At 67.5% G+C, this 26,785-nt stretch carries 25 protein-coding genes; 14 read left to right on the top strand and 11 right to left on the bottom strand.

Annotated elements, in window-relative coordinates:
* Nucleotides 1-16 precede the first annotated feature (16 nt).
* Nucleotides 17-166, bottom strand: coding sequence for a hypothetical protein (locus FHU13_RS08045; RefSeq protein ID WP_183435338.1), 150 nt, complete (start codon nt 164-166; stop codon nt 17-19).
* Nucleotides 167-286: 120 nt separating this feature from the next.
* Here FHU13_RS08045 and FHU13_RS08040 point away from each other — a divergent pair, with 120 nt between their 5' ends.
* From FHU13_RS08040 to FHU13_RS08030, 3 genes are all read left to right on the top strand, one after another.
* A complete protein-coding gene (locus FHU13_RS08040) occupies nt 287-937 on the top strand; it encodes a class II aldolase/adducin family protein (RefSeq protein ID WP_183435422.1) in 651 nt (216 codons plus the stop codon).
* A gap of 725 nt (nt 938-1,662) precedes the next feature.
* The gene (locus FHU13_RS08035; RefSeq protein WP_183435421.1) at nt 1,663-2,178 is read left to right on the top strand and encodes a MucR family transcriptional regulator; all 516 of its coding nucleotides are present in this window, start codon (nt 1,663-1,665) and stop codon (nt 2,176-2,178) included.
* A gap of 204 nt (nt 2,179-2,382) precedes the next feature.
* Nucleotides 2,383-3,165, top strand: coding sequence for a restriction endonuclease (locus FHU13_RS08030; RefSeq protein ID WP_183435337.1), 783 nt, complete (start codon nt 2,383-2,385; stop codon nt 3,163-3,165).
* Nucleotides 3,166-3,167: 2 nt separating this feature from the next.
* On the opposite strand, the gene FHU13_RS08025 is transcribed toward FHU13_RS08030, so the two are convergent.
* Nucleotides 3,168-4,460 carry a PepSY-associated TM helix domain-containing protein gene (locus tag FHU13_RS08025; protein ID WP_183435336.1) on the bottom strand — a complete coding sequence of 431 codons (1,293 nt, stop codon included), beginning with the start codon at nt 4,458-4,460 and terminating at the stop codon, nt 3,168-3,170.
* Between the two features lie 436 nt (nt 4,461-4,896).
* On the opposite strand from FHU13_RS08025, the gene FHU13_RS08020 reads away from it, so the two are divergent.
* Both FHU13_RS08020 and FHU13_RS08015 read left to right on the top strand, forming a co-directional pair.
* On the top strand, nt 4,897-7,077 hold the full coding sequence (locus FHU13_RS08020) for a transglycosylase domain-containing protein (RefSeq protein WP_183435420.1): 2,181 nt from the start codon (nt 4,897-4,899) through the stop codon (nt 7,075-7,077).
* Between the two features lie 290 nt (nt 7,078-7,367).
* Nucleotides 7,368-8,435: an adenylate/guanylate cyclase domain-containing protein gene (locus tag FHU13_RS08015; RefSeq protein ID WP_183435335.1), complete on the top strand. Its 1,068-nt coding sequence runs from the start codon at nt 7,368-7,370 to the stop codon at nt 8,433-8,435.
* 19 nt (nt 8,436-8,454) lie between these two features.
* Here FHU13_RS08015 and FHU13_RS08010 read toward each other — a convergent pair whose 3' ends face one another.
* On the bottom strand, nt 8,455-8,853 hold the full coding sequence (locus FHU13_RS08010; protein ID WP_183435334.1) for an MAPEG family protein: 399 nt from the start codon (nt 8,851-8,853) through the stop codon (nt 8,455-8,457).
* A 306-nt stretch (nt 8,854-9,159) separates the two neighbouring features.
* Here FHU13_RS08010 and FHU13_RS08005 point away from each other — a divergent pair, with 306 nt between their 5' ends.
* Together FHU13_RS08005 and FHU13_RS08000 are read left to right on the top strand one after the other, a co-directional pair.
* Nucleotides 9,160-10,059, top strand: a complete 900-nt coding sequence (locus FHU13_RS08005; RefSeq protein ID WP_183435333.1) for a ParA family protein — start codon at nt 9,160-9,162, stop codon at nt 10,057-10,059.
* Nucleotides 10,049-10,582 (top strand): hypothetical protein, encoded by a 534-nt coding sequence (locus FHU13_RS08000; RefSeq protein ID WP_183435332.1) that lies wholly within the window; start codon nt 10,049-10,051, stop codon nt 10,580-10,582. The genes FHU13_RS08005 and FHU13_RS08000 overlap by 11 nt, the downstream gene beginning before the upstream one ends.
* 33 nt (nt 10,583-10,615) lie before the next feature.
* Here the strand turns inward: FHU13_RS08000 and FHU13_RS07995 are convergent, their stop codons facing one another.
* The 3 genes from FHU13_RS07995 to groES all read right to left on the bottom strand — a co-directional run bounded on the left by FHU13_RS07995 (nt 10,616) and on the right by groES (nt 13,129).
* A complete protein-coding gene (locus FHU13_RS07995) occupies nt 10,616-10,894 on the bottom strand; it encodes a hypothetical protein (protein WP_312889570.1) in 279 nt (92 codons plus the stop codon).
* A 219-nt stretch (nt 10,895-11,113) separates the two neighbouring features.
* Entirely contained in the window at nt 11,114-12,754 is a 1,641-nt protein-coding gene (gene groL, locus FHU13_RS07990) for a chaperonin GroEL (RefSeq protein WP_183435331.1), read from the bottom strand.
* Between the two features lie 84 nt (nt 12,755-12,838).
* Nucleotides 12,839-13,129 (bottom strand): co-chaperone GroES, encoded by a 291-nt coding sequence (groES, locus tag FHU13_RS07985; RefSeq protein WP_183435330.1) that lies wholly within the window; start codon nt 13,127-13,129, stop codon nt 12,839-12,841.
* A gap of 213 nt (nt 13,130-13,342) precedes the next feature.
* Here groES and FHU13_RS07980 point away from each other — a divergent pair, with 213 nt between their 5' ends.
* The gene (locus FHU13_RS07980; protein WP_183435329.1) at nt 13,343-14,347 is read left to right on the top strand and encodes a magnesium transporter CorA family protein; all 1,005 of its coding nucleotides are present in this window, start codon (nt 13,343-13,345) and stop codon (nt 14,345-14,347) included.
* Nucleotides 14,348-14,390: 43 nt separating this feature from the next.
* Here FHU13_RS07980 and FHU13_RS07975 read toward each other — a convergent pair whose 3' ends face one another.
* On the bottom strand, nt 14,391-15,032 hold the full coding sequence (locus FHU13_RS07975; protein ID WP_183435328.1) for a MarC family protein: 642 nt from the start codon (nt 15,030-15,032) through the stop codon (nt 14,391-14,393).
* A gap of 216 nt (nt 15,033-15,248) precedes the next feature.
* Between FHU13_RS07975 and FHU13_RS07970 the strand changes: the two genes are divergently transcribed.
* Together FHU13_RS07970 and glcE are read left to right on the top strand one after the other, a co-directional pair.
* Entirely contained in the window at nt 15,249-16,709 is a 1,461-nt protein-coding gene (locus tag FHU13_RS07970) for a lipopolysaccharide biosynthesis protein (RefSeq protein WP_183435327.1), read from the top strand.
* A gap of 98 nt (nt 16,710-16,807) precedes the next feature.
* Complete coding sequence (glcE, locus tag FHU13_RS07965; RefSeq protein WP_183435326.1) at nt 16,808-17,998, top strand: glycolate oxidase subunit GlcE; 1,191 nt, start codon at nt 16,808-16,810, stop codon at nt 17,996-17,998.
* A 13-nt stretch (nt 17,999-18,011) separates the two neighbouring features.
* Here glcE and FHU13_RS07960 read toward each other — a convergent pair whose 3' ends face one another.
* Nucleotides 18,012-19,655, bottom strand: a complete 1,644-nt coding sequence (locus FHU13_RS07960) for an inorganic phosphate transporter (RefSeq protein WP_183435325.1) — start codon at nt 19,653-19,655, stop codon at nt 18,012-18,014.
* 337 nt (nt 19,656-19,992) lie between these two features.
* Here FHU13_RS07960 and FHU13_RS07955 point away from each other — a divergent pair, with 337 nt between their 5' ends.
* From FHU13_RS07955 to glpD, 4 genes are all read left to right on the top strand, one after another.
* Nucleotides 19,993-20,202 (top strand): hypothetical protein, encoded by a 210-nt coding sequence (locus tag FHU13_RS07955; protein WP_183435324.1) that lies wholly within the window; start codon nt 19,993-19,995, stop codon nt 20,200-20,202.
* 105 nt (nt 20,203-20,307) lie between these two features.
* A complete protein-coding gene (locus FHU13_RS07950) occupies nt 20,308-20,493 on the top strand; it encodes a hypothetical protein (RefSeq protein ID WP_183435323.1) in 186 nt (61 codons plus the stop codon).
* An 8-nt stretch (nt 20,494-20,501) separates the two neighbouring features.
* Nucleotides 20,502-20,807 (top strand): hypothetical protein, encoded by a 306-nt coding sequence (locus FHU13_RS07945; RefSeq protein WP_183435322.1) that lies wholly within the window; start codon nt 20,502-20,504, stop codon nt 20,805-20,807.
* The gene (glpD, locus tag FHU13_RS07940) at nt 20,804-22,318 is read left to right on the top strand and encodes a glycerol-3-phosphate dehydrogenase (protein WP_183435321.1); all 1,515 of its coding nucleotides are present in this window, start codon (nt 20,804-20,806) and stop codon (nt 22,316-22,318) included. The genes FHU13_RS07945 and glpD overlap by 4 nt, the downstream gene beginning before the upstream one ends.
* Here the strand turns inward: glpD and FHU13_RS07935 are convergent.
* From FHU13_RS07935 to FHU13_RS07925, 3 genes are all read right to left on the bottom strand, one after another.
* Nucleotides 22,306-23,739 (bottom strand): mannose-1-phosphate guanylyltransferase/mannose-6-phosphate isomerase, encoded by a 1,434-nt coding sequence (locus FHU13_RS07935; RefSeq protein WP_183435320.1) that lies wholly within the window; start codon nt 23,737-23,739, stop codon nt 22,306-22,308. The genes glpD and FHU13_RS07935 overlap by 13 nt on opposite strands.
* A gap of 182 nt (nt 23,740-23,921) precedes the next feature.
* Complete coding sequence (scpA, locus tag FHU13_RS07930; RefSeq protein WP_183435319.1) at nt 23,922-26,087, bottom strand: methylmalonyl-CoA mutase; 2,166 nt, start codon at nt 26,085-26,087, stop codon at nt 23,922-23,924.
* A gap of 105 nt (nt 26,088-26,192) precedes the next feature.
* Complete coding sequence (locus tag FHU13_RS07925) at nt 26,193-26,693, bottom strand: hypothetical protein (protein ID WP_183435318.1); 501 nt, start codon at nt 26,691-26,693, stop codon at nt 26,193-26,195.
* Nucleotides 26,694-26,785 lie beyond the last annotated feature (92 nt).

Raw genomic sequence — 26,785 nt, 5'->3', positions numbered from 1 at the left:
CGCGATCGGATGGCCCTCAGGTATTCCTGCGCTGAGGCAGCACAAAAGTCTCGTACTGCTTGAAAGCCATCGGCCAATGCCCGCGCTCGGCGAGGCGACAGGCCGCATCACAGATCAGGCTCTGCATCCGGGCGATGTCCGCAAGGGTAACCCATCCCTGTTTCACCGGCAGGCTCCTGCGGCTAGTGTCGTGACGCGGTCCCGCTGGTTAACAGTCCAACCGCGCCCGACCGCGCCCGTTCCAGGCGTGCGTCACACGATCGGTTTCTCGCCCGAGGAGTTGCCCGTGCCGTCCTTCGCGACCCGCCAAGCGATGGTCGAGTCGATGCGCCGTATGCTCGATCTCGGCCTCAGCCAGGGGACCTCGGGAAATCTCTCGGTTCGATCCGGCGTGGGTTTTCTCGTCACTCCATCCGGAATCCCTGCCGAGCAGCTCAGTCCCGACGACCTCGTCGAGATGGATTTCGACGGACGTTGGGACCATCCGCTCGCGCCCTCCTCCGAGTGGCGCTTTCATCGCGACATCCTGGCGGCGCGGCCGGAGATCGGCGCCGTGGTCCATGCCCATCCGCCCTACGCCACCGGCTTCGCGATCTGCGGTCGTGAGATTCCGGCCGTGCATTACATGATCGCCATGGCAGGAGGGCCGACCATTCGGTGTGCTCCCTACGCGCCCTACGGCACGCAGCGGCTCTCGGATTTCGCCCTCGACGCTCTCGAGGGCCGCAGCGCCTGCCTGCTCGCCAACCACGGTATGATCGCCACCGGTCCCAACCTGTCGAAAGCGATGTGGCTTGCCGTCGAAGTCGAGGCTCTGTGCCGCCAGTATGCGATTGCATTGCAGGTCGGCACGCCGGTGATTCTGTCCGACGCCGAGGTCGCTGAGACTGTTGAGCGCTTTCGGTCCTACGGCCCGCGGGAGAAGTCCGGCCACTGACGCTTATGGGCACTGGCCTGAATGCAGGCGATAGCGGTGCTTCTCGATCTCGTTGCAATCTCGCCGTGAGACCACTGCCATGCGTGGGCCTCGAAGCCCTCGATCTGTACATTTGATCGAATTGACAATCTTATATTTGTGCCATCATTATCGGAATACATCGATGCCGCGGTACAGTCAGGTCTCTCGTAAATTGTCTCGCCCTTGTTTGGTCAAGATCGATTGTGTTATATATTGATCATGCTGCTGCAAAATAAACAGTTCATCTGTGGAAAAATTTCCGATTTAGTCAGTATGTACTGAATCGCCGATCGAAAGAGACCCGATCGGGTCGCCCGACCGCGGCAAGATCGCTATGCGATCGCATTCCTGCTGCAACTGTCCGCACCTTCTTCCCGCAGCCTCGACGGAAGGCGGCCTCCCGGTCCTGGGCACTTCGTCCGGCGGATCTGCTCACTTTTCCTGTCTTGCACTGTGGATTTGCGTCGAAATTTTTGGACGGTATTGTGGAATCTTGTATGCGACTTTTCGCGGAGCCCGGTTTCTAGCTGGGCAAAAGTTCAGTTGATTTTTTAAAGTACGTAAATTCCATCTTGCGGCCGAACCGATCAAAGGTTAAGTCCTGCGTCATTCAGCGCAGTCACTGCGTGCTCCGCAATGATGGCGTCGTTTGCGCGGCGCGTATTGGCGCTCGTCGTTTGCACATATCAGAAGGGATATTGATGATGTCGCTCGAGGATGGCTCCGCTGGCGATTACGTGACCTTAGCCGTCGACATCGTGTCAGCCTATGTGGGGAACAACTCGCTGGCAGTCGGCGAATTGCCCGGGCTGATCACCGCGGTTCACGGTGCCCTTGCGCAACTGTCAAACAATCCGGCCGAGCCTGAACAACCGGCTTTGACGCCGGCCGTGCCGATTCGGCGCTCGATTCAACATGACTTCCTCATCTGCCTCGAGGATGGCAAGAAGTTCAAGTCGCTCAAGCGGCACCTGCGGACGCGCTACAACCTCTCGCCGGACGAGTATCGCGCGCGCTGGAACCTTCCCGACGACTATCCTATGGTTGCCCCGAGCTACGCCGCCACTCGATCGGAACTCGCCCGGACCATGGGTCTCGGCCAGCAGCGCCGGAAGTGGCCGTCTAAGGCAGCTCCGGAGGCCGTATCCGAGCCAGCCCATGAAAGCAGCACGTCGGCGCCGCGCCGCCGCGGCCGGACCCGTTCGGGGGACGCAGCCTGAGCGCAACCGTGCTCGCAACCCGCGAGACGGACGTGGCCGTCATCGCGGTGCCGAAGTTGACGTAAGCGCCTTATCCACACGCGATGTGCCGTCCGCTTGTAGGGGCGGCGGGTTGAGGCGGCGGCGTTAGAAATCGCGCAACGCGTTGACCGGAAGAGTTCGCGAGGAAACCGGGCCGAGGTCCGGCCTCTCGCGGGAGATCTGATGTCCGGACGGTCGCCCACCGCCACGCGCCTGTTCTGGACCGTCGTCCTCGGGGGATGTGCCAGTCTCCGCTACGGGACGCCGGCCTTCGCCGCCACGGGTGCGGCTTGTCTCGCGATCCTCCTCCACCGCCTCGACCGCCCACGCCGGTTCCGCTCGCTCGTGCGCCGCATCGCCCGACGTCACGCCGCAACGCTGGCTCTGAGACGGCGGCAGGAACGCTTCCTCGACGCCTACGGCAACACGATCGAGGACGGCTGGCTACGCGAGCGCGTGTACTTCGTAGAGCGCACCGTTCTGCCGCTCGTGGAGGATCGCGGCTTCTCCGACTACGTCGAACCGCGTTTTGACGAGATGGTGGCGATCGTCGAGCGGGTCACCTGTGCGCATGAACTGCCCGACGAGATCGACACGCCGGAGGACGGTGTCGCCTACGAGCGATACTGTGCCGAGCTTCTCGGCGAAGCGGGCTGGGATGCCCGCCCGACGGGAGCGAGCGGCGACCAGGGTTGCGATGTGATCGCCGAGAAGGCGGGTCTGCGACTCGTGGTGCAATGCAAGCGCTACGGTCGCCCGGTCGGCAACGCGGCGGTGCAGGAGGTCGCGGCGGCGGCCCTTCACTGGTCCGGCGACATGGCGGCCGTGGTCTCGAACGCGGGCTTCACGCCCGCTGCCCGCAAGCTTGCCGGCACAACCGGTGTCCTGCTCCTGCACCACGACGATCTCTCGACGCTGGCTCCGACGCGCCGGGCCGGCCGTCGCGTTCTGACGGCCGGACGCTGAGACTACTCCGCCGGCACCGGCCGGCCGGTGGGCAGCGCCACGGCCTTGCGGCGCACGGAAAGCCGCGCCGCGCGCTTGCGCCACCAGATCACGACGCCGGTGACCGAGAGCATCGCGACGACGAGCCCCATGAACGAGATCAGGATGCGCCCCGGGAGGCCGAGGATGCGGCCCGAATGGACCGGGAACTGCGCCTGCACGAAGATGTCGGCGGCGGTGCCGACCCAGGGCTGGCGGTCGCCGATCACCCTGCCGTCCTGTCCATCGAAATAGATCGCGGCCGGACCGACTCCCGCGGCGCCGTGATCGTCGCCGGGCTCGAAGTAGCGTGCGGTGTAGAAGCCCTGCATCGGCGTATAGGCCAGCGCGCCGACGGGCTCCTTCCAGCCGCGGCGCTGCCCCTCTGCCTGCGCCACCTCAAGGATACGGTTGTAATCAACCCCCGGCTCGATTGGCTTGAGCGGCGAAACGAAGGGGCGGGTGTTCGATGGGTCGGGTGTCACCTGCGAAACGCTCGACATCAGCGGCAGGAACACTTCCCGGTACAGATTGAGCGAGAACGCCGTGAAAGCGAGCAGGAACAGGAGTGCGAAGGTCCAGAGGCTGAAGGCGCGGTGCAGGTCGAAGGTGACCCGGTAGGCGCTGCCCGAGGTCTTCACCTTCCAGGCCGGCTTCCAGCGCGACCACCAGCCCCGGCCGAGCTGCCGTTCGACCGCCGCCGGGCGCCGCGGATTGGCAGGCTTGCGCGCCGGCAGCGTCAGGTAGAAGCCGACGAAGGAATCGAGGGTCCAGACTACGGCGACGATCCCGAGCAGCCAGATGCCCCAGCGCTCCTCGCCCCACATCTCCGGCAGGTGCAGCGAGTAGTGCAGCTTGTACAGGAACGAGATCAGCGTCTCGCGGGTGATCGGCCAGACCTGCCCCCATTCCCGCCGGCCGAGTTCGGCCCCCGTCACGGGGTCGAGGAAGACCTGGTTGTAGCCGAGCTTGTGCAGACGGCCGGTCGACGCATCGACCCGTGGCACCACGAACAGGGACAGCGACTCGCCGGGCTCGGCCGCTAGCGGGATATAGGCGACACGCGCTTGCGGCTCCCGCGCTTCGAACTGCCGCGCGAGGTCGAGGGCGGGAACCGCCTCACCGCGGCTCTCGACCGTATGGAGATGCGGGTTCAGCCAATCGTCGAGTTCATGGTCCCAGGAGATCACCGCGCCGGTGAGCCCCGCCACCAGCAGGAAGGCGGCGATTGCCAGACCCGCCCACCGATGCAGCAGAACAAAAACGGAGCGTGCCATCAAACCCTCGAGCCTCGTTCCGGGACGGCTCGGCCGGGCACCGTCGGAGAAGGAAAGGCCTCCGGTCCTTGGACGAAAGTGTCCCGGTCCGGTTCAGTCCGGCTCCCCGCGCAGGCGCTGCGAGAGCGGGAGATTCGATAATGGCTGTCGCGCCGATGCGCCAGCCCTCGGCCGGCTCTAAGAACCACGCGAAACGATCACGCGTGAAGATCCGGTAAAGGCCGGCGCGGCGTGCTCCGGCTGGTTTAACAACCCTTAAACCCGCCGCAATTACTGTCTCTGACGCAAGGGTCGAACCGCCGTGCCGCCGGGCCAGCTCGCGCGTTCGACGGGATTGGTCCGGCAGAACATCGACGCGCGGATTCCGAGCAGGGGAGCACAGTCGCGGAAGGCTCGAGATCCCTCACGGATCGGGAGCCCCGGACGCATGGAACGTATGGCGCAGTCTCGCGGACGCAAACCACGCAGCGAACCCACATTCGACATCCCGGAGGGAAGCGAGCCGGGCCGCCTCGACGTGCGCCTGTCGCGCAACGACCGGTCCGCCGGCGCGCAGCGCGCGCCGGCCGGCCGCGCCCCATCTGCACCGAAGGCACGCGCGCGCAAGGCATCCGGCGGTGGCGGCCGGCGGCCGCCGCGGCGGCGCTCCTGGCTCGGACGTCTGGTCTATGCGTGCATCGTGCTCGGCATCTGGGCGGTGATCGGGCTGGCCGGCCTCATCGCCTACCACGCCTCACAGCTGCCGCCGATCGACCAGCTCGCCGTGCCGAAGCGGCCCCCAAACATCGCAATCCTTGCGAGCGACGGTAGCCTGCTCGCCAATCGCGGCGAGACCGGCGGACGCGTGGTCTCGATCAAGGAATTGCCGCCCTACCTGCCCCGCGCCTTCGTCGCGATCGAGGACCGGCGCTTCTACGACCATTTCGGCATCGATCCCGTGGGGATCGCCCGCGCGATCACGCAGAACCTGACCCGGCGCGGCGTGGCGCAGGGCGGCTCGACCCTGACCCAGCAGCTCGCCAAGAACCTGTTCCTCACGCCGGAGCGCTCCGCCTCGCGAAAGATCCAAGAGGCGATCCTGGCTCTGTGGCTGGAGCACAAATACACCAAGGATGAGATCCTCGAACTCTACCTCAACAGGGTCTATTTCGGCGCCGGCGCTTACGGCGTCGAGGCGGCGGCCCAGCGCTATTTCGGCAAGCCCGCCAAGAACGTGACGCTGGCGGAGGCGGCCATGCTCGGCGGCCTCGTTCAGGCCCCCTCGCGGCTGGCACCCAACCGCAACCTGAAGGCGGCGCAGGCGCGCGCCGCCCAGGTGCTCGCGGCCATGGAGGATCTCGGCTTCGCCAAGGCCCCGGACGTGAAGGTGGCACTGGCGCAGCCCGCGCGGCCGGCCTCGACGCGAGGTGGTGGCTCGCCGAACTACGTCGCTGACCTCGTGATGGACGTGCTCGACGACTTCCTGCCGAAATTCGACGAGGACATCGTCGTCGCCACCACCGTCGATGCGGGCATGCAGACGGCCGGCGAGAAGGCGCTCACCGACGAACTCAACGCCAAGGGCAGCCGCTACAACGTCGCGCAGGGCGCGCTCGTCTCGATGCGGCCGGACGGGGCGATCCGTGCGCTCGTCGGCGGGCGCGACTACGCGCAGAGTCAGTTCAACCGTGCCACCACGGCCAAGCGCCAGCCGGGCTCGGCCTTCAAGCCCTTCGTCTATCTCGCGGCGCTCGAGCGTGGCCTGACCCCCGACACGATCCGCGACGACGCGCCCGTACGCATCGGCAACTGGGCGCCGGAGAACTATTCGCACAACTACCGCGGCCCGGTTTCCTTACGCGAGGCGCTGGCGCTCTCGCTCAACACGGTGGCGGTGAAGCTCGGCCAGGAGGTGGGCCCGAAGGCGGTGGTGCAGACCGCACAGAGGCTCGGCATCTCCTCCTCGCTGCAGGCCAATGGCTCGATCGCGCTCGGCACTTCCGAGGTGACGCCGCTCGAACTGGTGGGCGCCTACTGCGCCTTCGCGAATGGCGGCAACGGGGTGATTCCCTACGTCATCGCCAGCATCAAGAGCGCCACCGGCAAGGTGCTCTACAAGCGTGGCGAGAGCGGGCTCGGCCGCGTCATCGACCCCAACGCCGTCGGCATGATGAACGCCATGATGCACGACGTCTTCACCATGGGCACGGCGAAAAAGGCCGACATCCCCGGCTGGGAACTGGCCGGCAAGACCGGCACCAGCCAGGAGTTTCGCGATGCGTGGTTTGTCGGCTACTCCGCCACGCTCGTGACGGGTGTCTGGCTCGGCAACGACGACGGAGAACCGACCAAGCGAGCCTCGGGCGGCAGCCTGCCGGTCGACATCTGGAAGGCCTACATGACCACGGCGCTCAAAGGCGAGAAGCCGGTGGGCCTGCCGGGCATGAACCGTTGGCGCACACCGCGGCCCGAGGCGCAGCCCGAGCGCGAGTCCGGCCCCGGCGGCCTGATCGGCGCCCTGCTCGGCGAGCCGGAGCAGACGGCCTCCGCCCTGCCCCCGCGTCCCGTTGGCCGGGAGCGCAGCCCGAGCCGGGACGACCGCAACTTCCTCGAGAAGCTGTTCGGGGTCGGCGAGTAGGTTCTGCGCAATCCTCCTGACGGGAACGGGTAATCCCTCCCGCCGAGTCACGGGTGAGAAAATTTTCGGCGCGGCTCGAGCCCTACACGCGGCGGCGCGCCACATTCGCGCCACGTTGCGGGCATGAGCCTGCGACAGCCTCGCGAGGATCAGGGTTTCTCCCGCACCTCCTGATCGGCGACCGAAGGAGCCCCCGTGTCGACCCGCCTGCCCGACCGTCGCCCGCATGGCCTGAGGGCTGCCGCGCGCGGGACGGGCACTTCCATCGACGGCCGCCGGAGCCCGATCTGATGCTGCCGCACCATCGCTGGTTCTGGCTCCTCATCCTCCTCGCCTCGGGTGGGGCGGGGCTGCTCTACAATGTCATCTTCGCCGGCGGCGCGACGCCGCTGGCCGGCTTCACCTACGGCCTGTGCGTCGGCATCTCGGCGTTGGCCTTCGACCGGGGCGTGCTCCTGGCCGGCGTCCAGTCGCGCATCCGCCGCCTGCCCGCCGGGCTCTACGTCGTGGCGGCGGAACTCTCCTACGTGGCGATGATCGTCGTCGGCAACGCGCTCGGCGGCTTCGTCGTCTGGCTGCTCGGCCTGACCGCGGACAGTCTGGAGGAGGCGGTACGTACCACGCCGCGGGTGCTGGCCTACGCGCTCGCCGTCTCGGCGCTGCTCGTCTTCGTGATCCGCATGCGCGACCTGATCGGCGGCGAGGTCTTCATCAACTTCCTCGTCGGGCGCTACCACCGCCCCGTGGAGGAAGAGCGCATCTTCCTGTTCCTCGACGTCGTTGGGTCCACCGCCTTCGCCGAAACGCACGGTGATCTGCGCGCCCAGGAATATCTCGGCGCCGTCTTCGCGACTCTGGCGGAGCCGGTGCGCCGGTTCTACGGCTCGACCGACGATTACATCGGCGACCTCGCGATGATCACATGGCCGATGGAGCGCGGCCTGAAGGACGCGCGCTGCGTCGAGTGCCTGTTCGCCGTGCGTGAGCGGATCGAGGCGGAGGCCGAAGCGTGGGAGGCGCGTTTCGGCACGGTTCCGCGGCTGCGGGCGGGCCTACATGGCGGCCGGGTCATCACGGCCGAGGTTGGGGTGGATCGGCACAAGATCGCCTATTTCGGCGACGCTGTGAACGTGGTCGCCCGCGTCGAGGCTCTATGCCGACCACTCGGTGTCGACACCCTGATCTCCGAGGATCTGTTGAAGCGGCTGCCGCGGCTGCCCGAGGGTGTCGTCGTCAGACCGCTCGGAACGCATGCCCTGCGCGGGCGCGGTCAACCCCTCTCCGTCGCGACGCTCGAACGCAGAGGGACTGCGACTCTGTCGAACGAGACGGCGCCGCGAGTCGCCGCCGCGCCGTAGGATCGAGTTAGCCGACTGGTCAACCAGCGCGCAGAAGCAGCAGGAGCGCGGCAACCGTCATCACGGCGAGCGTCGCGACGATGCCGCCGCCGCGGCAAGCGAACTGGCGCGGCGAGTTTGTCGGCGCGAACATTCCGATCGGGTGGAGGATGCGTGCGATCACCAGCACGATCAGCAGGCCCTGGACCCAGGCATGGGAGCCGCCGCCCGCCTCGTAGAGCGCGAGCAGCAGCAGGGTCAGCGGCACGTATTCCTGGAAGTTGCCGTGCGTGCGGATGCGGCGCTGGAGGACATCCTGCCCGCCATCTCCGAACAGGACATTGCCGGTGAGACGGCCGCCGATCACCCAGCCGGACAGCCCAGCATAGATCAGGCCCAGGATCGCGGCATAGAAGGCCGTGGTGGTCGGAAAAATCACAGCGAAGAACCTCGGATCGGGAGCGCGACCCGCCGGAGTGGCGGCTGTCGTTGGCGCTTCGCAAAATAGGATTATCGGCGCCGTAGTCCGCCCGTGCTGGCGATCACGAAGGCGTTTCATTCCGCGACGGTCACGGATCGGCGCTGGAGATCCAGCGTCGATCGGCAAGCGACAGAATGACAGTCAGCATTCTACCGAAAGGTGTCGTCGGACACCGGCAACGCTCGATGCGCTAGAGTGCCTTCAAGCAGCTCGACTTGCGGGCGGAGCAGGTTCGACGCGGCGTTCGTTTCTGAGGGGATATCGGTGGGCGGCAAGCTGATCGCGGTGGCGAACATGAAGGGCGGGGTCGGCAAGACCACCACCGTGGTCATGCTTGCCGAGGCGCTGGCCGCGGACGGAGCGCGGGTGCTGGTGGTCGATCTCGATCCGCAGGCGAGCGTGTCGGTTTGCCTCGCGGGTGACAGGCTGCTCGGCGAGATGATCGTCCGAGGGCGCACCTTGGAGGCCTATCTCGCCCTCAAGCTCATCACCCGCCACAAGCCGGACCTCTCCGCTCGGATCCAACCCGGTGTCAGCCTGACCATCCATAAGAACGCGCCGCTGTCGCTCTCGCTGCTGCCGTCCGGCCCGCACCTGCGGCTCGTCGAGCGGGAGATCCTCTACGAGTTGACCGAGCGGAAATTCTCGATGCACGCCATCGACGAGAAGCTGTGGTCGATCTTCCAAGAGGATTTCGTGCCTCTGGCCGAAAACTACGATTACATCTTCTTCGATTGCGCGCCGGGCATTTCACCCATGACCGAGGTGGCAGTGCGTGCCGCCGACCTCGTGCTCGTCACTTCCATCCCCGATTTTCTTTCCACCTACGGTCTCAATGCCTTCGTCGAGACGATCTGGCGGCGCTCCGGCCGGCAGGCGAGCCACATCGTCCCGAGGAGTGCACCGCACGTTCTCGTCACCCGCTTCCAGGCCCAGGTCCGCCAGCATCAGCGGACCCTGGCCCGACTCCAGACGGAGGCGAGGGCCGAGGATGCCGGCTTCCATCTGCTCCAAACCCGCATCCCGCAGGCGGCGGCGCTGGCCGACGCGCTGGTTCCCGCCGATGGTGCACCGCCGACCTTCTCCGCCAAGTATGGCGCCCACGTCTCCAATGTGCTGATTCCGCTCGTCGCGGAAGTGAAGGAACTCCTCCATGGCCCTTGATGTCGATGGGTACGCCGTGTTGCAGGCGATGGCCGCCGCGCCGGAAGCGTTTCCCGACATCCGGACCGAAATCCCCAAGGTCGCCCGCTCTCTCGTCGTGAAGCAGCTCAAGGCCCGGACCCTGCGCGTGGCGTCACTGCGCATGATCCGCGAGGTTCTCGGCAGCGAGAGCTTTGCCCTGATCGCGGACGGGATGTCCGAGGCGGAGATGAAGGGACTCGTGACCCGTCTCGACCCGCACCACCCCTCGCTGAAGAGCGCGACGCCGGGCTGGCATCGCCACCGCCTCGCCGCCCTGGCCGCCGGTGACGCGCCGTTCGGCAAGGGCGAGACCCGGGCCGAGGATGCAGCGACCAAGGCCCGTGCCATCGCGGCTCCGCCGGAGCGGGCGCTGGCCAGCCGCGCCTTCGCCGCGGTGTGGGACGGCAAGGACCACGACGCGCCGGCCGCGAAGGAAGGCCGGGAGAAGAAGGGCAAGGAAAAGGATCAGAAGGAGCGGAAGGGCAAGAAGAAGAAGGGCTGAGCCCGTCCGGACACGTGCCGTCCGACATGCGTTCTACGGCTCGTCGGGGAACAGGATCGCATACCGCGCTTCGAGGGCGGCGAGCCGGCCCTGCCCCTCCAGCTCGGCGACCCGGTGCCTGCGGGTCACGTCGAGGAGACCGTCGGCCATCTCTCCCTCACCGCAGAGCCTGGCGCGATCGGAGATCTGTGAGAGCTGATCGGCCATCAGGCGATCAATCCGTATCCCCTCCGACAGCGCCTGCATCAGGCCCAGCATCTCCTCGCGGATGCGCACATGCGGCGTCGAGGGAGCGGGGATACGATCCGTCACGGTGCTCGGGGAAATCAGGCCGACAACGTCAGAGAGCTGCCGAGTCGAAGCTGCCGAGACCCGGTGCCCGCGGCCACTGCATTGGATATACTCCCGGTGGTTTTCCTGCGGTGAGCCGCGCGCCGCCCCGGCGATCATCGGCCGCATCCGGGTCCTGGCGACGAAAAAGGGGCCGCCTCGCGGCGACCCCTCCTCCGTTCCTCGATGATGGGCGTGAACTTAGAAGTCCATGCCACCCATGCCACCGCCACCCGGCATGGCGGGAGCGGCGCTGTCCTTCTTGGGAGCGTCGGCGACCATGGCTTCCGTGGTCACCAGCAGGCCGGCGACCGAGGCCGCGTCCTGCAGGGCGGTGCGCACGACCTTGGCCGGGTCGACGATGCCGGCCTGGATCATGTCGACGTACTCTTCGGTCTGTGCGTTGAAGCCGAAGGTCTCGCCGCCGTTGTCGGTGATCTTGCCGACGACGATGGAGCCCTCGACGCCCGCGTTGCCGGCGATCTGACGGATCGGGGCTTCGAGTGCCTTGAGGACGATCTTGATGCCGGCCTGGACGTCCGGGATGTCGGACTTCAGCTCGGCCACCGCCTTCTTGGCGAGGAGCAGCGCGACGCCGCCACCGGGGACGATGCCCTCTTCCACCGCAGCGCGGGTGGCGTTGAGCGCGTCGTCCACGCGGTCCTTCTTCTCCTTGACCTCGACCTCGGTCGCGCCGCCGACGCGGATCACCGCGACGCCGCCAGCGAGCTTGGCCAGACGCTCCTGGAGCTTCTCACGGTCGTAGTCCGAGGTGGTTTCCTCGATCTGCGCCTTGATCTGGCCGACGCGGGCTTCGATGTCGGCCTTCTCGCCGAGACCGTCGATGATCGTGGTGTTCTCCTTCTCGATGCGGACGCGCTTGGCGCGGCCGAGCATCGGCAGGGCGACGTTCTCGAGCTTGATGCCGAGATCCTCGGAGATGGTCTGGCCCTTGGTGAGGATCGCGATGTCCTCGAGCATCGCCTTGCGGCGATCGCCGAAGCCCGGGGCCTTCACCGCCGCGACCTTGAGGCCGCCGCGCAGCTTGTTGACGACGAGCGTGGCGAGCGCCTCGCCCTCGATGTCTTCGGCGATGATGAGCAGCGGCTTGCCGGTCTGCACCACGGCCTCGAGCACCGGCAGCATCGGCTGGAGCGAGGAGAGCTTCTTCTCGTGGATGAGGATGTAGGGATCCTCGAGCTCGGCGACCATCTTCTCCGCATTCGTGACGAAGTACGGGGAGAGATAGCCGCGGTCGAACTGCATGCCCTCGACGACGTCGAGCTCGGTCTCGGCGGTCTTGGCTTCCTCGACGGTGATGACGCCCTCGTTGCCCACCTTCTGCATGGCGTGGGCGATCATCTCGCCGATCTCCTTGTCGCCGTTGGCGGAGATCGTGCCGACCTGGGCCACCTCTTCGGAGGAGGCGACCTTCTTGGCGCGGGCGGTGATGTCCTTCACGGCGGCCTGGGTGGCCAGATCGATGCCGCGCTTCAGGTCCATCGGGTTGATGCCGGCGGCGACGAACTTGGCGCCCTCGCGGACGATCGCCTGGGCGAGCACGGTCGCGGTGGTGGTGCCGTCACCGGCGATGTCGTTGGTCTTCGAGGCCACTTCGCGCACCATCTGGGCGCCCATGTTCTCGAAGCGATCGGAGAGCTCGATCTCCTTGGCGACCGTCACACCGTCCTTGGTGATGCGGGGAGCGCCAAAGCTCTTCTCGATGACGACGTTGCGGCCCTTGGGGCCGAGGGTGACCTTGACGGCATCCGCGAGGATGTCGACACCGCGCAGCATCTTGTCGCGAGCGTCGGCGGAGAAACGAACGTCTTTCGCTGCCATGTGAGTACCTGCCTCAAATGAGAGTGTCGGAAAGCCCTGAAGCCTGCGAGAGCGGCCTCGAAGGGCGATGGAAAGGGGTCTGCCTTAGGCGACGACGACGCCCATGATGTCGGATTCCTTCATGATGAGGAGATCCTGGCCGTCGATCTTGACCTCGGTGCCGGACCACTTGCCGAACAGCACGCGGTCACCGACCTTCACGTCGAGGGCGTTGACGCGGCCCTGCTCGTCGCGGGCGCCAGGGCCGACGGCGACGATCTCACCCTCTTGCGGCTTCTCCTTGGCGGTATCCGGGATGATGATGCCGCCTTTCGTCTTCTCTTCACTCTCGATGCGACGGACGACGACGCGGTCGTGCAGCGGACGGAACTTCATGAGCTGCCCTCTTGCTTCGAATTGGCGGTTGGTCTTCATGCGGCCCGGATGGACCGCGCTCCACCTGTTTGTTAGCACTCTAAGCAAGTGAGTGCTAACGACGGCTGCGAGATAGGCGCAGGCGGATTTTGAGTCAAGGCGCAGCTTCCTCGCGGCTGCGGCGTTTTTGCACGAATTTCTCGTGCAGCCCGACGACACGGACGATCCTTCCCGATGATGAGCCTGCATGGGGCAAACGGCGCCGTCCAACACGACGGTGCAGAGGGCAGCGCGAACCTGCCCGATCACGCGTTGTGGATCGATCTCAACGATCCGACCGCGGAAGAGGCGGCACTGGTCGAGCGCAAGACAGGCATCCGCGTGCCCTCGCGGGCCGCGCTTAGCGAGGTGGAATCGTCGAGCCGCCTGCGCCGCAACCGCGACGGCCTGTCCCTCTCGACGCCGATGGTGACGTTCGACCGCTCCGACTTCACCCTGAAGCCGTTGGGCTTCCTGCTCAGCGCGGATCACCTCGTCACGGTGCGCTTCCACGACATGCGGGCGATCGCGGCCGTCAGAAAACGTGTGGACGAGGGGGACGGCGACGGCAGCACCAGCACGGGGATGTTCCTGCTGGTGGTCGAGGAGCTGGTCGACAACCTCGCCGACCTTCTGGAGGAGATGTCGGGCGACCTTGACAGTCTCTCGACCCGCATCTTCGACTTCGATGCCGGCGGCCGGCCCGGCGCCCGCAAGGGCGACGCCACCGCTCCGAGGCGGCGCGACCTTGCGCTGCGCCGGCTCCTCCGCTCTGTCGGGCGCCATGGCAAGTCGCTGGCGAAGGTCCGCGCCAGCCTGCTCGGCCTCGCGCGCATCGTCGCCTTCGCCAAGAGCGAGTGCGGCCAGATCCTCGAAGAGCGCGATGCGCCGCGCTTCGACACCTTGGCAGGGGATATCGCCTCGCTGGACGAATTCGAGACTCGTCTCTCCGAAACCGTGCAGTTCCTGCTCGATGCCACGCTCGGGCTCATCAACATCGAGCAGAACAACGCCTTCCGCGTCCTCACCGTCGTGTCGGTGGTCGGTGTGCCGCCGACCCTTGTCGCCTCGATGTACGGCATGAACTTCAAGCACATGCCCGAACTCGAATGGGTCTACGGCTACCCCTACGGCCTCGCCCTGATCGCGATCTCGGCAATCGTGCCGCTGCTCTACTTCAAGGCGAAGGGTTGGCTGTAACGCCGCGTCGAGAAGCGCCGGCGTGCCGGGGGCTCCCGGCGGCTCAATGGCTGAGGCCGGGGAACAGGTTCCGCAGGCTCGTCACAATCATCTCCATCGCAACGGCGGCCAGGATCATGCCCATCAGGCGGCGTGCGATCGCGGTTGCCGTTACGGACAGGTGGCGGCCCAACCAAGGGGCGGAGAGCAGCGCGACCGTCAGAAGGACGAGAAAGGCGCCGACACCGATCGCGAGTTCCAGCCATTTGGCTTGCGCCTCGGCGGCGTGGCCGTAGACGATGAGCGTCGCGATCGTTCCCGGACCAACGAGCAGGGGGATCGTCAGCGGATAGATGGCGATGCTTGCCGCATCGATCTCGTCTTCCTTCTCCTTGGGGCTGCGGCCGTGCGTTCGGCTCGATGAGCCCTGCAGCATGGAGAGCGCGATCGTCAGCACGATGAGCCCGCCCGCCAGACGGAAGTCGTCGATGCTGAGCCCGAAAGCATCCAGGACGGCCTGTCCGCCCACGATCGAAATGAGGCAACCGATCGTGGTCCCGAAGGCGGCCGTGACGGCAACCCGCCGCCGCACGGCGTCAGAAGCTCCGTCGGTGAGGGAAAGGAACACCGGCACGTTCGCGATCGGGTTCATGATGGCGAACAGGGCGGCGAACACTTTCGTGACGAAGGGCAGATCGACAGACATCGCGAGCCTCTGTTTCGAGCCCCGGGGCTCCATAGCACGGCTCGGGCCTCAACCTGGCGCCGGCGCGCTGGCACCGACGGGCTGCGGCGAGCCTGGGTTCCCAGACGTACCGGAACGGCGGTGACGCGGCTGCCCCACAATTCAGGCTTTGTTGGCGGGTAGCTGCGAGGCTCGTCCTTCCAGGCTCGAGGCTGAGCGAGCAACGCAACCCGTCCCATGGCCGTCATCGCCGCCTTCGTTCTCAATGCCGGGCTGAACTTCATCCTCGGCATCGCCATCGCCCGGATGCTGGGACCGGCCGATTTCGGTCGCTTCGCCCTGGCGACCGCCGGCGCAGTCGTGCTCAACACCCTCCTTTTCGAGTGGCTACGTCTCTCGGCGACGCGGTTCTACTCGGCGCGGGTGCGCGAGGCCGAGCCGTGGATCCGCCGGGGACTCGATCAGGCCTACGGTGCCGTCGCACTGGCATTGTTCGCCGCGGCCGCCCTCTGCGCCGGCCTCGGGATCGCCATCGACCCGACCCCCGAGGGCCGGCTGGTGATCACCGCCGGCACCATGGTCGCGGCGATCGGCATCGGATTGTTCGACTACCACGCGGCGCTTGCCCGCGCCCGCTTCATCGGAGGCGCCTATCTCCGGCTCGTGGTGTGGAAGAACGCGCTGGCCTTCGTGCTGATGGCGGGTACAGCCTGGCTGTTTCCGCAGCCCGTTTGGGTGCTGATCGCGGGGGGCTTGAGCCAGTTCCTGGCGGTGCTGCCGATGCGTCGGGTGCTCGGTGACGGGCTCCTGGGGCACGCGCCCGCCCTCCCCTCCGGCCGGGTCCGCGCGACCCTGCGCCTGTTCGCGGCCTATGGCCTGCCCTTGATCGCGGCCAACGCCGTCTATCAGATCATGCCCTTCCTCAACCGCGCCGCCATCGCCGGGACCGCGGGCTTTGCCGAGGCCGGCTACTTCGCGCTCGCCGCGGATCTCGGCTCGCGGGCTTTCTCGACGCTCGGCGCGGCGCTCGACCTGCTGCTGTTCCAGATCGCCGTGCAGGCGGAGGAGCACCACGGTCGCGAGGCTGCCGAGACCCAGGTCTCGCGCAACATCGCCGTCGTGGTGGCGCTGCTCCTGCCCTGCGCCGCCGGCTACTGGGCGGTGACACCGGCCCTGCAGGCACTGATCGTCCCGGAGGCGTTCCGCGGGCCGTTCGCGGATTACACCGGCCTTTTGATCCCGGGCCTGTTCTGCCTCTCGATCATGAACTTCGCCCTCAATCCCATCTTCCAGATCCGCCGCCGGACGAGTCCGGTCGTCTCCGCCGCCCTGGTCGGCTTGGCCGTCAACGGCATCGGTCTCGTCGTCCTGCCGCGGTTGATGGGACCGCAAGGGGTCGCTGTCGCGCAGACCCTGGGTCTCGTCGCGGCGGTCGTCGTGCTCGGCGTGCGGGCGCTGACAGGGGGCGAACGCCTGCGTCTGCCGAGCCGCGACCTTGCGCTGACCGCCTGCGCCTGCTTCGCCATGATCCTGGCGGTGCTGCCGTTCCGCGGCCTGGAGCCGGCGCTCGCCCTGCCGGCCTGCGTCGCGGCCGGGCTGGTGGTCTACGGAGCGCTGGTCTGGTTCCTCGATATCGCGGGGCTGCGCACCGTCGTGCGAGAGCGTTTTCCGAAACGGCTTCCCGCACCGGCTCGTTGAGACGTGCATCAAGGCCCGCTTGCCAGCTTCGTCCAATCGGGGTTTGAGTCCGGACGTTCTTGCGAAACGCCCATAAGAAACCCGACGGGACGGAAACGATGACCTCATACGCGCCGGCCGACGAGCAGGAGGCGGCCGCCATCGTCGCGCAGGCTGCCGGCCGCTCGGAACCGCTGCGGCTCGTCGGCGGCGGCACCAAGTCGGCGTTCGGCCGTCCGCCTCAGGACGAGGCGACGCTTTCCGCGACCGGGCTCACCGGCATCACCCTCTACGAGCCCGCCGAGATGGTGGTCGCCGCCCGCGCCGGGACGCCGGTCGCCGAAGTCGAGGCGCTGCTGGCCGGGCGCGGCCAGATGCTGCCGTTCGAGCCGATGGATCACCGCCCGCTCCTCGGCTCGACCGGCGAGCCGACCTTCGGCGCCGTGGCGGCGGCCAACAATTCGGGGCCTCGCCGCATCAATGCGGGCGCGGCCCGCGACAGCCTGATCGGCGTGCGCTTCGTCAACGGCCGCGGCCAGCCGATCAAGTCCGGTGGGCGGGTGATGAAGAACGTGACCGGCCTCGATCTCGTGAAGCTGATGGCCGGCTCCTGGGGCACCCTCGGCCTGCTGACGGAGGTCACCTTCAAGGTCCTGCCGGTGCAGGAGCAGGTCGCGACCCTCGTTCTACCGGGTCTCGGCGACGCGGTGGCCGTCGAGGCGCTCGCGGCCGCCCTCGGCTCGCCGTTCGAGCTGACCGGCGCCGCCCACCTGCCCGCAAGCATCGGTGGCCCGGAGCCGCGCACCCTGTTGCGCATCGAGGGCTTTTCGAAGTCGGTGAGCTATCGCCTCGGCGAGCTGCGCCGCCTCCTGCGCCGGTATGGCGAGCCGCACGTCGTCGAGGGCGAGGAGAGCGCCGCGCTCTGGCGCGCCGTGCGCGACGCGACCCTGCTTGCCGAGCCGCACGAGGCCGCGATCTGGCGCATCTCCACCGCGCCGACCCGCGGACCGGCGGTCACCGCGGCGATCGGGGGCGAGCGTGCCGCGCGCTGGTTCTACGATTGGGGCGGCGGCCTGATCTGGCTCGCCACCGATCCTTCGGACGAGGCCGGCGCTGCCGTGATCCGCGCCGCGGTCAAGGCCGCCGGCAGCGGACACGCGACGCTGGTGCGCGCGCCCGAGGCGCTGCGCGCGGCCGTGCCCGTCTTCGAGCCGCTGTCCGAGCCGCTGATGCGGATCACCGCCGGCATCAAGGCCGCGCACGATCCGGCCGGCATCTTCAACCCCGGCCGGATGTACGCCGGCCTGTAACCTCTGCGTCGCTTCAGAGGACGACCCGCAGGCCGGCGTAGAGCAGCCCGGCTAAGGTGATCGCCGCCGGAAGGGTGAGCAGCCACGCAACGGCGAGGTTGCGCACGGTGGCCCATTGCAGGCCGGAACCGTTGGCGGCCATGGTGCCGGCTACGCCGCTCGACAGGATGTGGGTGGTCGAGACCGGCAGACCGTAGGCCTCCGCCAAGCCGATGGTGCCGGCCGCGGTGATCTCGGCGGAGGCGCCCTGTGCGTAGGTCAGGTGCTTCTTGCCGATCCGGCTGCCGACGGTGACGACGATGCGCTTCCAGCCGACCATGGTGCCGAGGCCGAGCGCCAGGGCGACCGACACCTTCACCCAAGTCGGGATGTAACGGGTGCCATCGTTCAGGCTCGTCTCGTAGGCCCTCAACGTCTTCGCCTCCTCACCGACGAAAAGGCCCTCGCGCTTCTCCAGGCTGTGGATGGCGTCCGAGGCGAGGAACATGTCATTGCGCAGGTTCGGCGTCGCTTCGGCCGGAACGTGTCGGATCGCTCCGTACTCCTTCACCTTCGTGGCGACGTCGTCCGAGAGGGCAGCGAGCGCCGCGTAAATCTCCGGCCTGTCGAGTTCCTTTTTGCCCAGCGCCTTGGTGATCTGTGCGCGCGCATCGGCCGCGCTCGGCACCGGGGCCTGTTCCGCGCGGTCCCGGAACACCGACCGGGCGCGCTCCGAGACGTCGACGAAGTGGGGCGTCGCCGATTCCGCCATGGTGCGGTTGAGCGCGTAGGCCGTGGGCGCGGCGCCGATCAGGATCAACATGATCAGGCCCATGCCCTTCTGCCCGTCATTGCCGCCATGGGCGAACGAGACGCCGCCGCAGGTCAGGATCAGCAGCGCGCGGATCCAGAGCGGGGGCGGTGCATCGGCCTCTGGCTCCCGGTAGAGCGCGCGGTTGCGGATCACGAACCGCATCGCCAGCAGCAGCAGGCCCGCCATGACGAAGCCGACAACCGGGCTGAACAGCAGGGCGCGCAGCACGCTCCACGCCTGATCCCACTGCACGCCGGAAGTTTCCGAACCCTCGGGCGCTAGGATCTGGTTGGCGAAGCCGACGCCGAGGACCGAGCCGATCAGCGCGTGCGAGGACGAATTCGGCAAGCCGAGGGCCCAGGTGCCCAAGTTCCAGATGATGGCCGCGATGAGGAGCGCGAAGATCATCGCGTAGCCCGCGGAGGAGCCGGCCTTGAGCACCAGTTCGACGGGAAGCAGCGTCACCACGCTGTAGGCGACGGCCCCCGTCGAGACGACGACGCCGAGGAAGTTCAGGACACCCGAATAGACCACGGCAGCGACGGGCGGCAGGCTGTGCGTATAGATCACCGTCGCCACGGCGTTGGCCGTGTCGTGAAACCCGTTCACGAATTCGAAGCCGAGTGCGATGAGCAGCGCCAGGCCGAGCAGCGCGAAGGCACCGATCGCGAGCGGCGGTTGGCCGGCGGCCTGCATGTCCGTGATTAGGTTGAAGAGCGCGTAGCCGACGCCACCCGCGAGCACGAGGAAGAAGAGGCCGATCCCGGCAGGATGCGTGCGCCCATCGAGGTTGGGTCCGCGGGCCGATCCACCGACAGGAGCGGGCGTCGAACCGCTGCCGGTCAGGCTGAGAGCGTCTGACATCGGAACTCCGAAGAACTTCGACCGCTGCAATCGGTACAGTTCGGCATCGGACCATGCCGGTCCACGCTCGACGACCGGCCAGTGTCGAATGACAGGGCAGCACCTGCCACCGCTACGGATCCGCCGCCGAGCTTACAAAGGTCGGTGGGACGTGCAGTTCCGTGAATTTTTGATGACACCGCCGGACGAAAGCTTCGGGAAAAATTCGGCTCAGCTTTCCGATGTATTCTCTCTGTCCCGATCAGATCTGGTTCGCAGATGAACTGCCGCTCGCGCCTGCGGCAGGGATGCGCGTCCGGCGGGACGCCGCGGGCCGTATCGTCGTAAGAGGTCCTCCATGTTGACGCTCGCGCTCTCGCTCGCCCTGCTCGTCGTGCTGATCCTCATCATCGTCCGGCGGCGAAATCTCACGATCCTGATGAGTCTGGGCAGCCTGATCGCGGCGCTGCTCGCGATGCTCTGGCTTCAGGATCTCGGGTTGTTGCCCGGCTCGCAAGGCCCGCTGACCCACACCCGGCCGCAGACCATCGACGACCTTCGCCGTTGATGAGCGGCTGGTGCGAGGCTCGGCCAGGGAACTCTCCCGGCCTTCGCGCGTCTGCCGCGATGATGCCGGCGTTCCTGTCCAGGCCCGCCGGATTGGAGATCTCCCTTGCGCAACCTACTTCTGCTTCTGATTATGATCGCCGGCGGCTTCGTCCTGACGGCCATGTATGTCGCGCCGAAGCAGCCCGAGCTGCGGGGCTGGTACGAGACCAATGCCTGCCCGCATCTCGACCAGATCAGCCCGAAGATCTGCGAGCCGATCCGTGCCGCGAGGCGCACGGACGCGATCTGAGGCGCCGCTTGCGCCGGGCCTTCGATTGGTTCTTCCGCGACCGGCGCAGCGGCGCCGTCGTGATCGGTCAGTGGCCGAACTGGCCCCTATGGATCTTCGCGGCGGCTTCGGCCCTGGAATGGCTGCTCGAGGCGACGATGCCCGGTCTGCCCGCTCCGGTCTTCGCGGGCCTTGGCGTCGTCGCGCTCCTGAGCCTCACCGTCTGGGCGCTCGATGAGATCGTCCGCGGGGTCAATCCATGGCGGCGCTGTCTCGGGGCCGCCGTGCTGATCGGGATCGTCGTCAGTCTCCTGAGCGGTCCGGGTGGGCGGTGAGCGAACCGTTCGATCTCCTCGTCATCGGCGGCGGCATCAACGGCGCCGGTATCGCCCGCGACGCGGCCGGCCGGGGCTTGCGCGTCCTGCTGTGCGAGCGGGGCGATCTCGCCGAGCACACCTCCTCCGCCTCGACCAAGCTGATCCATGGTGGCCTGCGCTACCTCGAACAGTACGAGTTCCGGCTCGTGCGCGAGGCGCTGGCTGAGCGTGAACGGCTGATGCGGCTCGCGCCGCACATCGTCTGGCCGCTGCGCTTCGTCCTGCCGCACGATGCCGGCCTGCGCCCGGTCTGGATGCTGCGGCTCGGACTGTTCCTCTACGACCACCTCGCGCGACTCAAGGCGCTGCCGGGCTCTCAGGCGCTGCGCCTTGGCCGAGACGGGGCTGGCGCGCCGCTCCAGAAGCGGCTGACCCGGGGCTTCGCGTATTCCGATTGCTGGGTCGAGGACAGCCGCCTCGTCGTGCTGAACGCGCTCGACGCTGCCGAGCGGGGCGCGTGGATTCGCACCCGAACCACCGTGGAATCCGCACGGCGCGAGGCCGGCGTCTGGACCGTCACCCTCTACAATGCCGAGCGGCGGCAACGGGAGAGCGTGCGGGCACGGATCGTCGTCAACGCCGCCGGTCCCTGGGTCGGTGAGACCCTGCTGCGCACGCTTTCCATCGAGGCGCGGCCGAAAGTCCGGCTCGTCAAGGGCAGCCACATCGTCGTACGGCGGCTCTACGACGGGGAGCACGCCTACATCCTGCAGCAGCCCGACCGGCGCATCGTCTTCGCCATCCCCTACGAGCGCGACTTCACCCTGATCGGCACCACCGATGTGGCGCACGAGGGCGGCCCCGGCCCTGTCCGCATTTCAAGCGAGGAGACGCGCTATCTCTGTGCCTGCATCAACCGCTCGTTCGAGCGGCAGATCGGCCCGGACGACGTGGTCTGGAGCTTTTCCGGCCTACGTCCGCTCTACGACGATGCCGCCGCGAACGCCTCGGCGGTAACCCGCGACTACGTCTTGGACCTCGATCACGAGGGGCCGCCGGTTCTCTCCGTGTTCGGGGGCAAGATCACCACCTACCGGAGGCTCGCCGAGCACGCGCTGGAGAAGCTCGGACCGCACCTGCCGGGCATGAAACCGGCCTGGACGGGCGCCGCGCCCCTGCCCGGTGGTGATATGGCGGGCGCCGATTTCGAGGGGTTCGCGAAGAGGCTCGCGGCCGATTACCCCTTTCTGCCGGATGCCACGGTCCGGCGCCTTGCTCGGGCCTACGGTACCCGCGCCGCACGTTTGCTCGGGGATGCGCGCTCGCTGTCCGATCTCGGCCAAGCCTTCGGGGGCGATCTCAGTGCCCGTGAGGTCGACTACCTCGTGCGGTACGAATGGGCCCGCCTGCCCGATGACATCCTCTGGCGCCGCTCGAAGCTCGGCCTCCGCATGGATCGGGAAGGCGTTGCCCGGCTCGGGCGCCACTTGTCCGACCTGTCTGCGGGGCCCGGAGTTCAGCGCCCGTAGACGTCCTCCAGGCGGATGATGTCATCCTCGCCGGTGTAGGAGCCGACCTGGACCTCGATCAGTTCGAGCGGGATCTTTCCGGGATTGGTCAGCCGGTGCATCGAGCCGATCGGCAGGTAGACCGCCTCGTTCTCGTGCACGAGGATAACCTGATCGTTGAGCGTCACCTCGGCGGTGCCCTTCACCACCACCCAGTGCTCGGCCCGGTGGAAATGCTTCTGCAGCGAGAGCCGCCCGCCCGGCGTCACCATGATCCGCTTCACCTGGAAGCGCTCGCCGATGTCGATACGCTGATACCAGCCCCAGGGGCGGTACATCCGGCGATGGGCATCTGCTTCCGGATGCGCCTTCTCGCGCAGGACCGTCACGAGATCCTTCACCTTGCCCGACTGCGCCTTGGAGGCGACTAGCACGGCATCGGGGGTTGCGACCACCACCACGTCGTCGAGCCCGACGACGGTGGTGAGCCCGTCGCCCTCGCTGTGGACGAGGCTCCCCGTCGTCTCGACCAGTTCGACGCGTCCTCGCACGGCGTTGCCCCGCGCGTCGCGCTCCAGCACCTGCCAGACGGCATCCCAGGTGCCGACATCCGACCACGCGAAGGAGACCGCGAGAACCCCGGCGCGGGTCGTGCGCTCCATCACCGCGTAATCGATCGAGGTTTTCGGCGCCTGGGCAAAGGACTCGGCCTGGAGCCGGACGAAGTCGAGATCGGTGGCGGCGTTGGCAAGCGCGCCGCGGGCGGCTTCCAGCACCTCCGGTGCGTGCGCTTCCAGCTCGGCGATCATCACGTCGGCACGGAACAGGAAGTAGCCCGAGTTCCACAGGGCGCCCTCTCCGATCAGACGCTCGGCACCGGCCGCGTCCGGCTTCTCGACGAAGCGCTCGACTCGGTGCAGGCCCGGTGCGTCGGGAAGGGCACCGCCGGTGCGGATGTAGCCGTACTCGGTCGCGGGCCGGGTCGGAGTGATGCCCAGCGTCATGATCTGGCCGAGCCGGGCACCGAGGGCGGCCTCCTGCGCGGCGCTCGCGAAGGCAGCGGTATCCTCGATCACGTGGTCGGCGGCCATCACCAGCACCACCGTCTCCGGGCCCTGGCGCGCACCGTGAAGGGCGGCCACCGCGACGGCGGCGGCGGAGTCGCGCCGCTCGGGTTCGAGCAGAATGTTGGCGGCGATGCGGCTCTGCGCGAGCTGCTCGGCGACGATGAAGCGGGACTCGGCCGAGGCGATGACCGTCGGCTTGGCGAAGACGTTGCCGTCGGCGACGCGGCGGACGGTGGCTTGGAAGGTCGAGGTCGTAGGATCGACCAGCGGCGTGAACTGCTTCGGCATGCTCTCGCGCGAGGCCGGCCACAGCCGCGTGCCCGAGCCGCCGCACAGGATCACGGGCAGGATCTTTTCCCGGTCCGCCTCGGCCATCGCCCAACACCTTCGAAGAACGGGAGCGCTGCCGATCTTCGAAAGCCGGCGGGCGCGAACAAACTCCGCCGTTTTACCCGATCCCCGGAGGTGGCACCACGCGAGGCGCGATGCCGCTTGGAATTCAGGTAAATTCAAATGAAAGGCGAGTGCCTCGCCCCTGCCGAGACTGGAAAGGCGGACTACTCGGCCGCTTGCCGCTCTCCGTAGCCCAGGCGGCTGTTGAGTTCACCCAGAAGCTTCACCGCCGCTTCCGCGATCACGGTGCCCGGCGGGAAGATCGCTGAGGCGCCCGCGGCGTAGAGTGCGTCGTAATCGCCCGGCGGGATCACGCCGCCGACCACGATCATTACGTCGTCGCGGCCCTCCTGCTTCAGCGCGGCCTTCAGTTCCGGAACCAGCGTCAGGTGACCCGCCGCCAGCGAGGAGACGCCGACGATGTGCACGTCGTTCTCCACCGCTTGGCGTGCCGCCTCGTCGGGCGTGGCGAAGAGCGGCCCGATATCCACGTCGAAGCCGAGGTCGGCGAAGGCGGAGGCGATCACCTTCTGGCCGCGGTCGTGCCCGTCCTGGCCCATCTTGGCGACCAGGATACGCGGACGGCGCCCGTCATTCTCCTCGAAGGCCTCGACGAGGCCGCGGACCTTCTCCACCACCGGCGACATGCCGCCCACCTCCCGCTTGTAGACGCCCGAGATCGAGCGGATCTCGGCGCGGTGACGGCCCCAGGCCTTCTCCAGCGCCTCCGAGATCTCACCGACCGTGGCCTTGGCCCGCGCCGCGTTCACCGCCAGTTCGAGCAGGTTGCCCTCGCCGTCGGCGGCCTTCGTCAGGGCGGCGAGTGCCGCATCGACGTCCGACTGGTTGCGTTCGGCGCGCAGGCGCTTGAGCTTGTCGATCTGCTTGGCGCGCACGTCGGCGTTGTCGACGCGCAGCAGGTCGATCTTCATTTCGTCGTCGGGCTTGTACTTGTTGATGCCCACGATCGTCTGGCGTCCGGAATCGATCCGCGCCTGGGCGCGGGCGGCGGCCTCCTCGATGCGCAGCTTCGGGATGCCCGCCTCGATGGCTTTCGCCATGCCGCCGAGCGCCTCGACCTCGCGGATATGCTCCCAGGCCCGCGCCGCGATGTCCCGGGTCAGCCGCTCGACGTAGTAGGAGCCGCCCCACGGATCGATGATCCGCGTCGTGCCGCTCTCCTGCTGCAGGAAGAGCTGGGTGTTGCGGGCGATGCGCGCCGAGAAGTCGGTCGGCAGGGCCAGCGCCTCATCGAGCGCGTTGGTGTGGAGCGACTGCGTGCCGCCCTGGGTCGCTGCCATCGCCTCGATGCACGTGCGGGTGACGTTGTTGAACACGTCCTGCGCGGTCAGCGACCAACCGCTCGTCTGAGAGTGGGTGCGCAGCGGCAGCGACTTGTCGCTCTTCGGCTCGAACTCCTTGACGAGCTTCGCCCAGATCAGGCGCGCGGCCCGCATCTTGGCGATCTCCATGAAGAAGTTCATCCCGATCGCCCAGAAGAACGACAGGCGCGGGGCGAACTGGTCGATGGTCAGGCCCGCCGCGAGGCCCGCCTTGATGTACTCGACACCATCGGCGAGTGTGTAGGCGAGTTCGAGATCCTGCGTCGCCCCGGCTTCCTGCATGTGGTAGCCGGAGATCGAGATCGAGTTGAACTTCGGCATGTTCTTCGAGGTGTAGCCGAAGATGTCCGAGATGATCCGCATCGATCCCTTGGGGGGATAGATGTAGGTGTTGCGGACCATGAACTCTTTCAGAATGTCATTCTGGATCGTGCCGGCGAGCTTCTCCGGTGGCACGCCCTGCTCCTCGGCCGCGACGATGTAGAGGGCGAGCACGGGCAGCACCGCGCCGTTCATCGTCATCGACACGGTCATCTGGTCGAGGGGAATCCCTGAGAACAGCGTGCGCATGTCGTAGATCGAATCGATCGCGACGCCCGCCATCCCGACGTCGCCCGAGACGCGCGGGTGGTCGGAATCGTACCCGCGATGGGTCGCGAGGTCGAAGGCGACCGAGAGACCCTTCTGGCCCGCGGCGAGGTTGCGCCGGTAGAAGGCGTTCGAGTCCTCGGCGGTCGAGAACCCGGCATATTGCCGGATGGTCCAGGGCTGGGTGACGTACATCGCCGGATAGGGGCCGCGCAGGTAGGGCGGCAGGCCGGGGAACGAATCGATCCCCTCGCAGCCCTCACGGTCCTCCGGGCCATAGAACCCCTTCACCGGAATGCCCTCGGGCGTCATCCACGGCTCCGAGACCGGCGGAGGCGGCGCCTTGAAGCCGTCCGCCGCGTAGGCGACCGAGGCGAAATCGGGAATCCGGGAGCTCATCGTGCAACTGTTCCTGGCGTCAGTCTCGGTGTCGGCGGAGACGAAGATTTTTTTTGAGCATTATAGGCAAGCCACCAAACGCGGCCACTGTCCATAAGGCGGGGCTCACCGGCCGCGCTTGCGCCGGCTTCCTGTCAGGTGATGACGCCCGCGCGCGTCCCACCGCACGCTCGGAGCCGGACCCGACGGCGCAGCGAGCCATGCCCGGCGCTGCGCGATCAGAGCTTTGAGCCGCTCGGCCCGCTTCTCCTTGCCGGCACAATCGCAAGGGCAATCGCAGTCGAAGTGGTGTGAGCCGCCCTCGCCGGAAAACAGGCTGACGAAAGCCAGCACGATCCCGACGAGGCCGACCACGCCGATCACCAGGGCCGGCCACGCAAGGCCGAGGCCGACCAGGACGGCGATGGCCGCCTTGCCCGCCAGCGTCCCGACCACCTTGACTTTCAGGAGAGCCGCGAAGGCTGCCGCCGCCCCGGCCGATCCGCGCAGGGCCGGCAGGCTTCGCCTGCGGAAGCGCTTGCGGGCCGCGAGCGCTTCGAGCCGGCGCAGTTCGCGCTCCGTCCGCCGCCGAGCGTGCGTCCGATCCTCTACCTCGCTCGCCTGCACGCCCCCTCCCCGTCGCGCTTGCCGCGCTGAATGTGCGGCGAGGCGAGCGTGACCGTCAAACTGCCGCTTTCGACCTCTCGTGTCGCGAAGGA

Source organism: Methylobacterium sp. R2-1 (genome assembly GCF_014191355.1).
Classification (GTDB): Bacteria; Pseudomonadota; Alphaproteobacteria; order Rhizobiales; family Beijerinckiaceae; genus Methylobacterium.
This window is presented reverse-complemented; position numbering and strand designations above follow the sequence as displayed.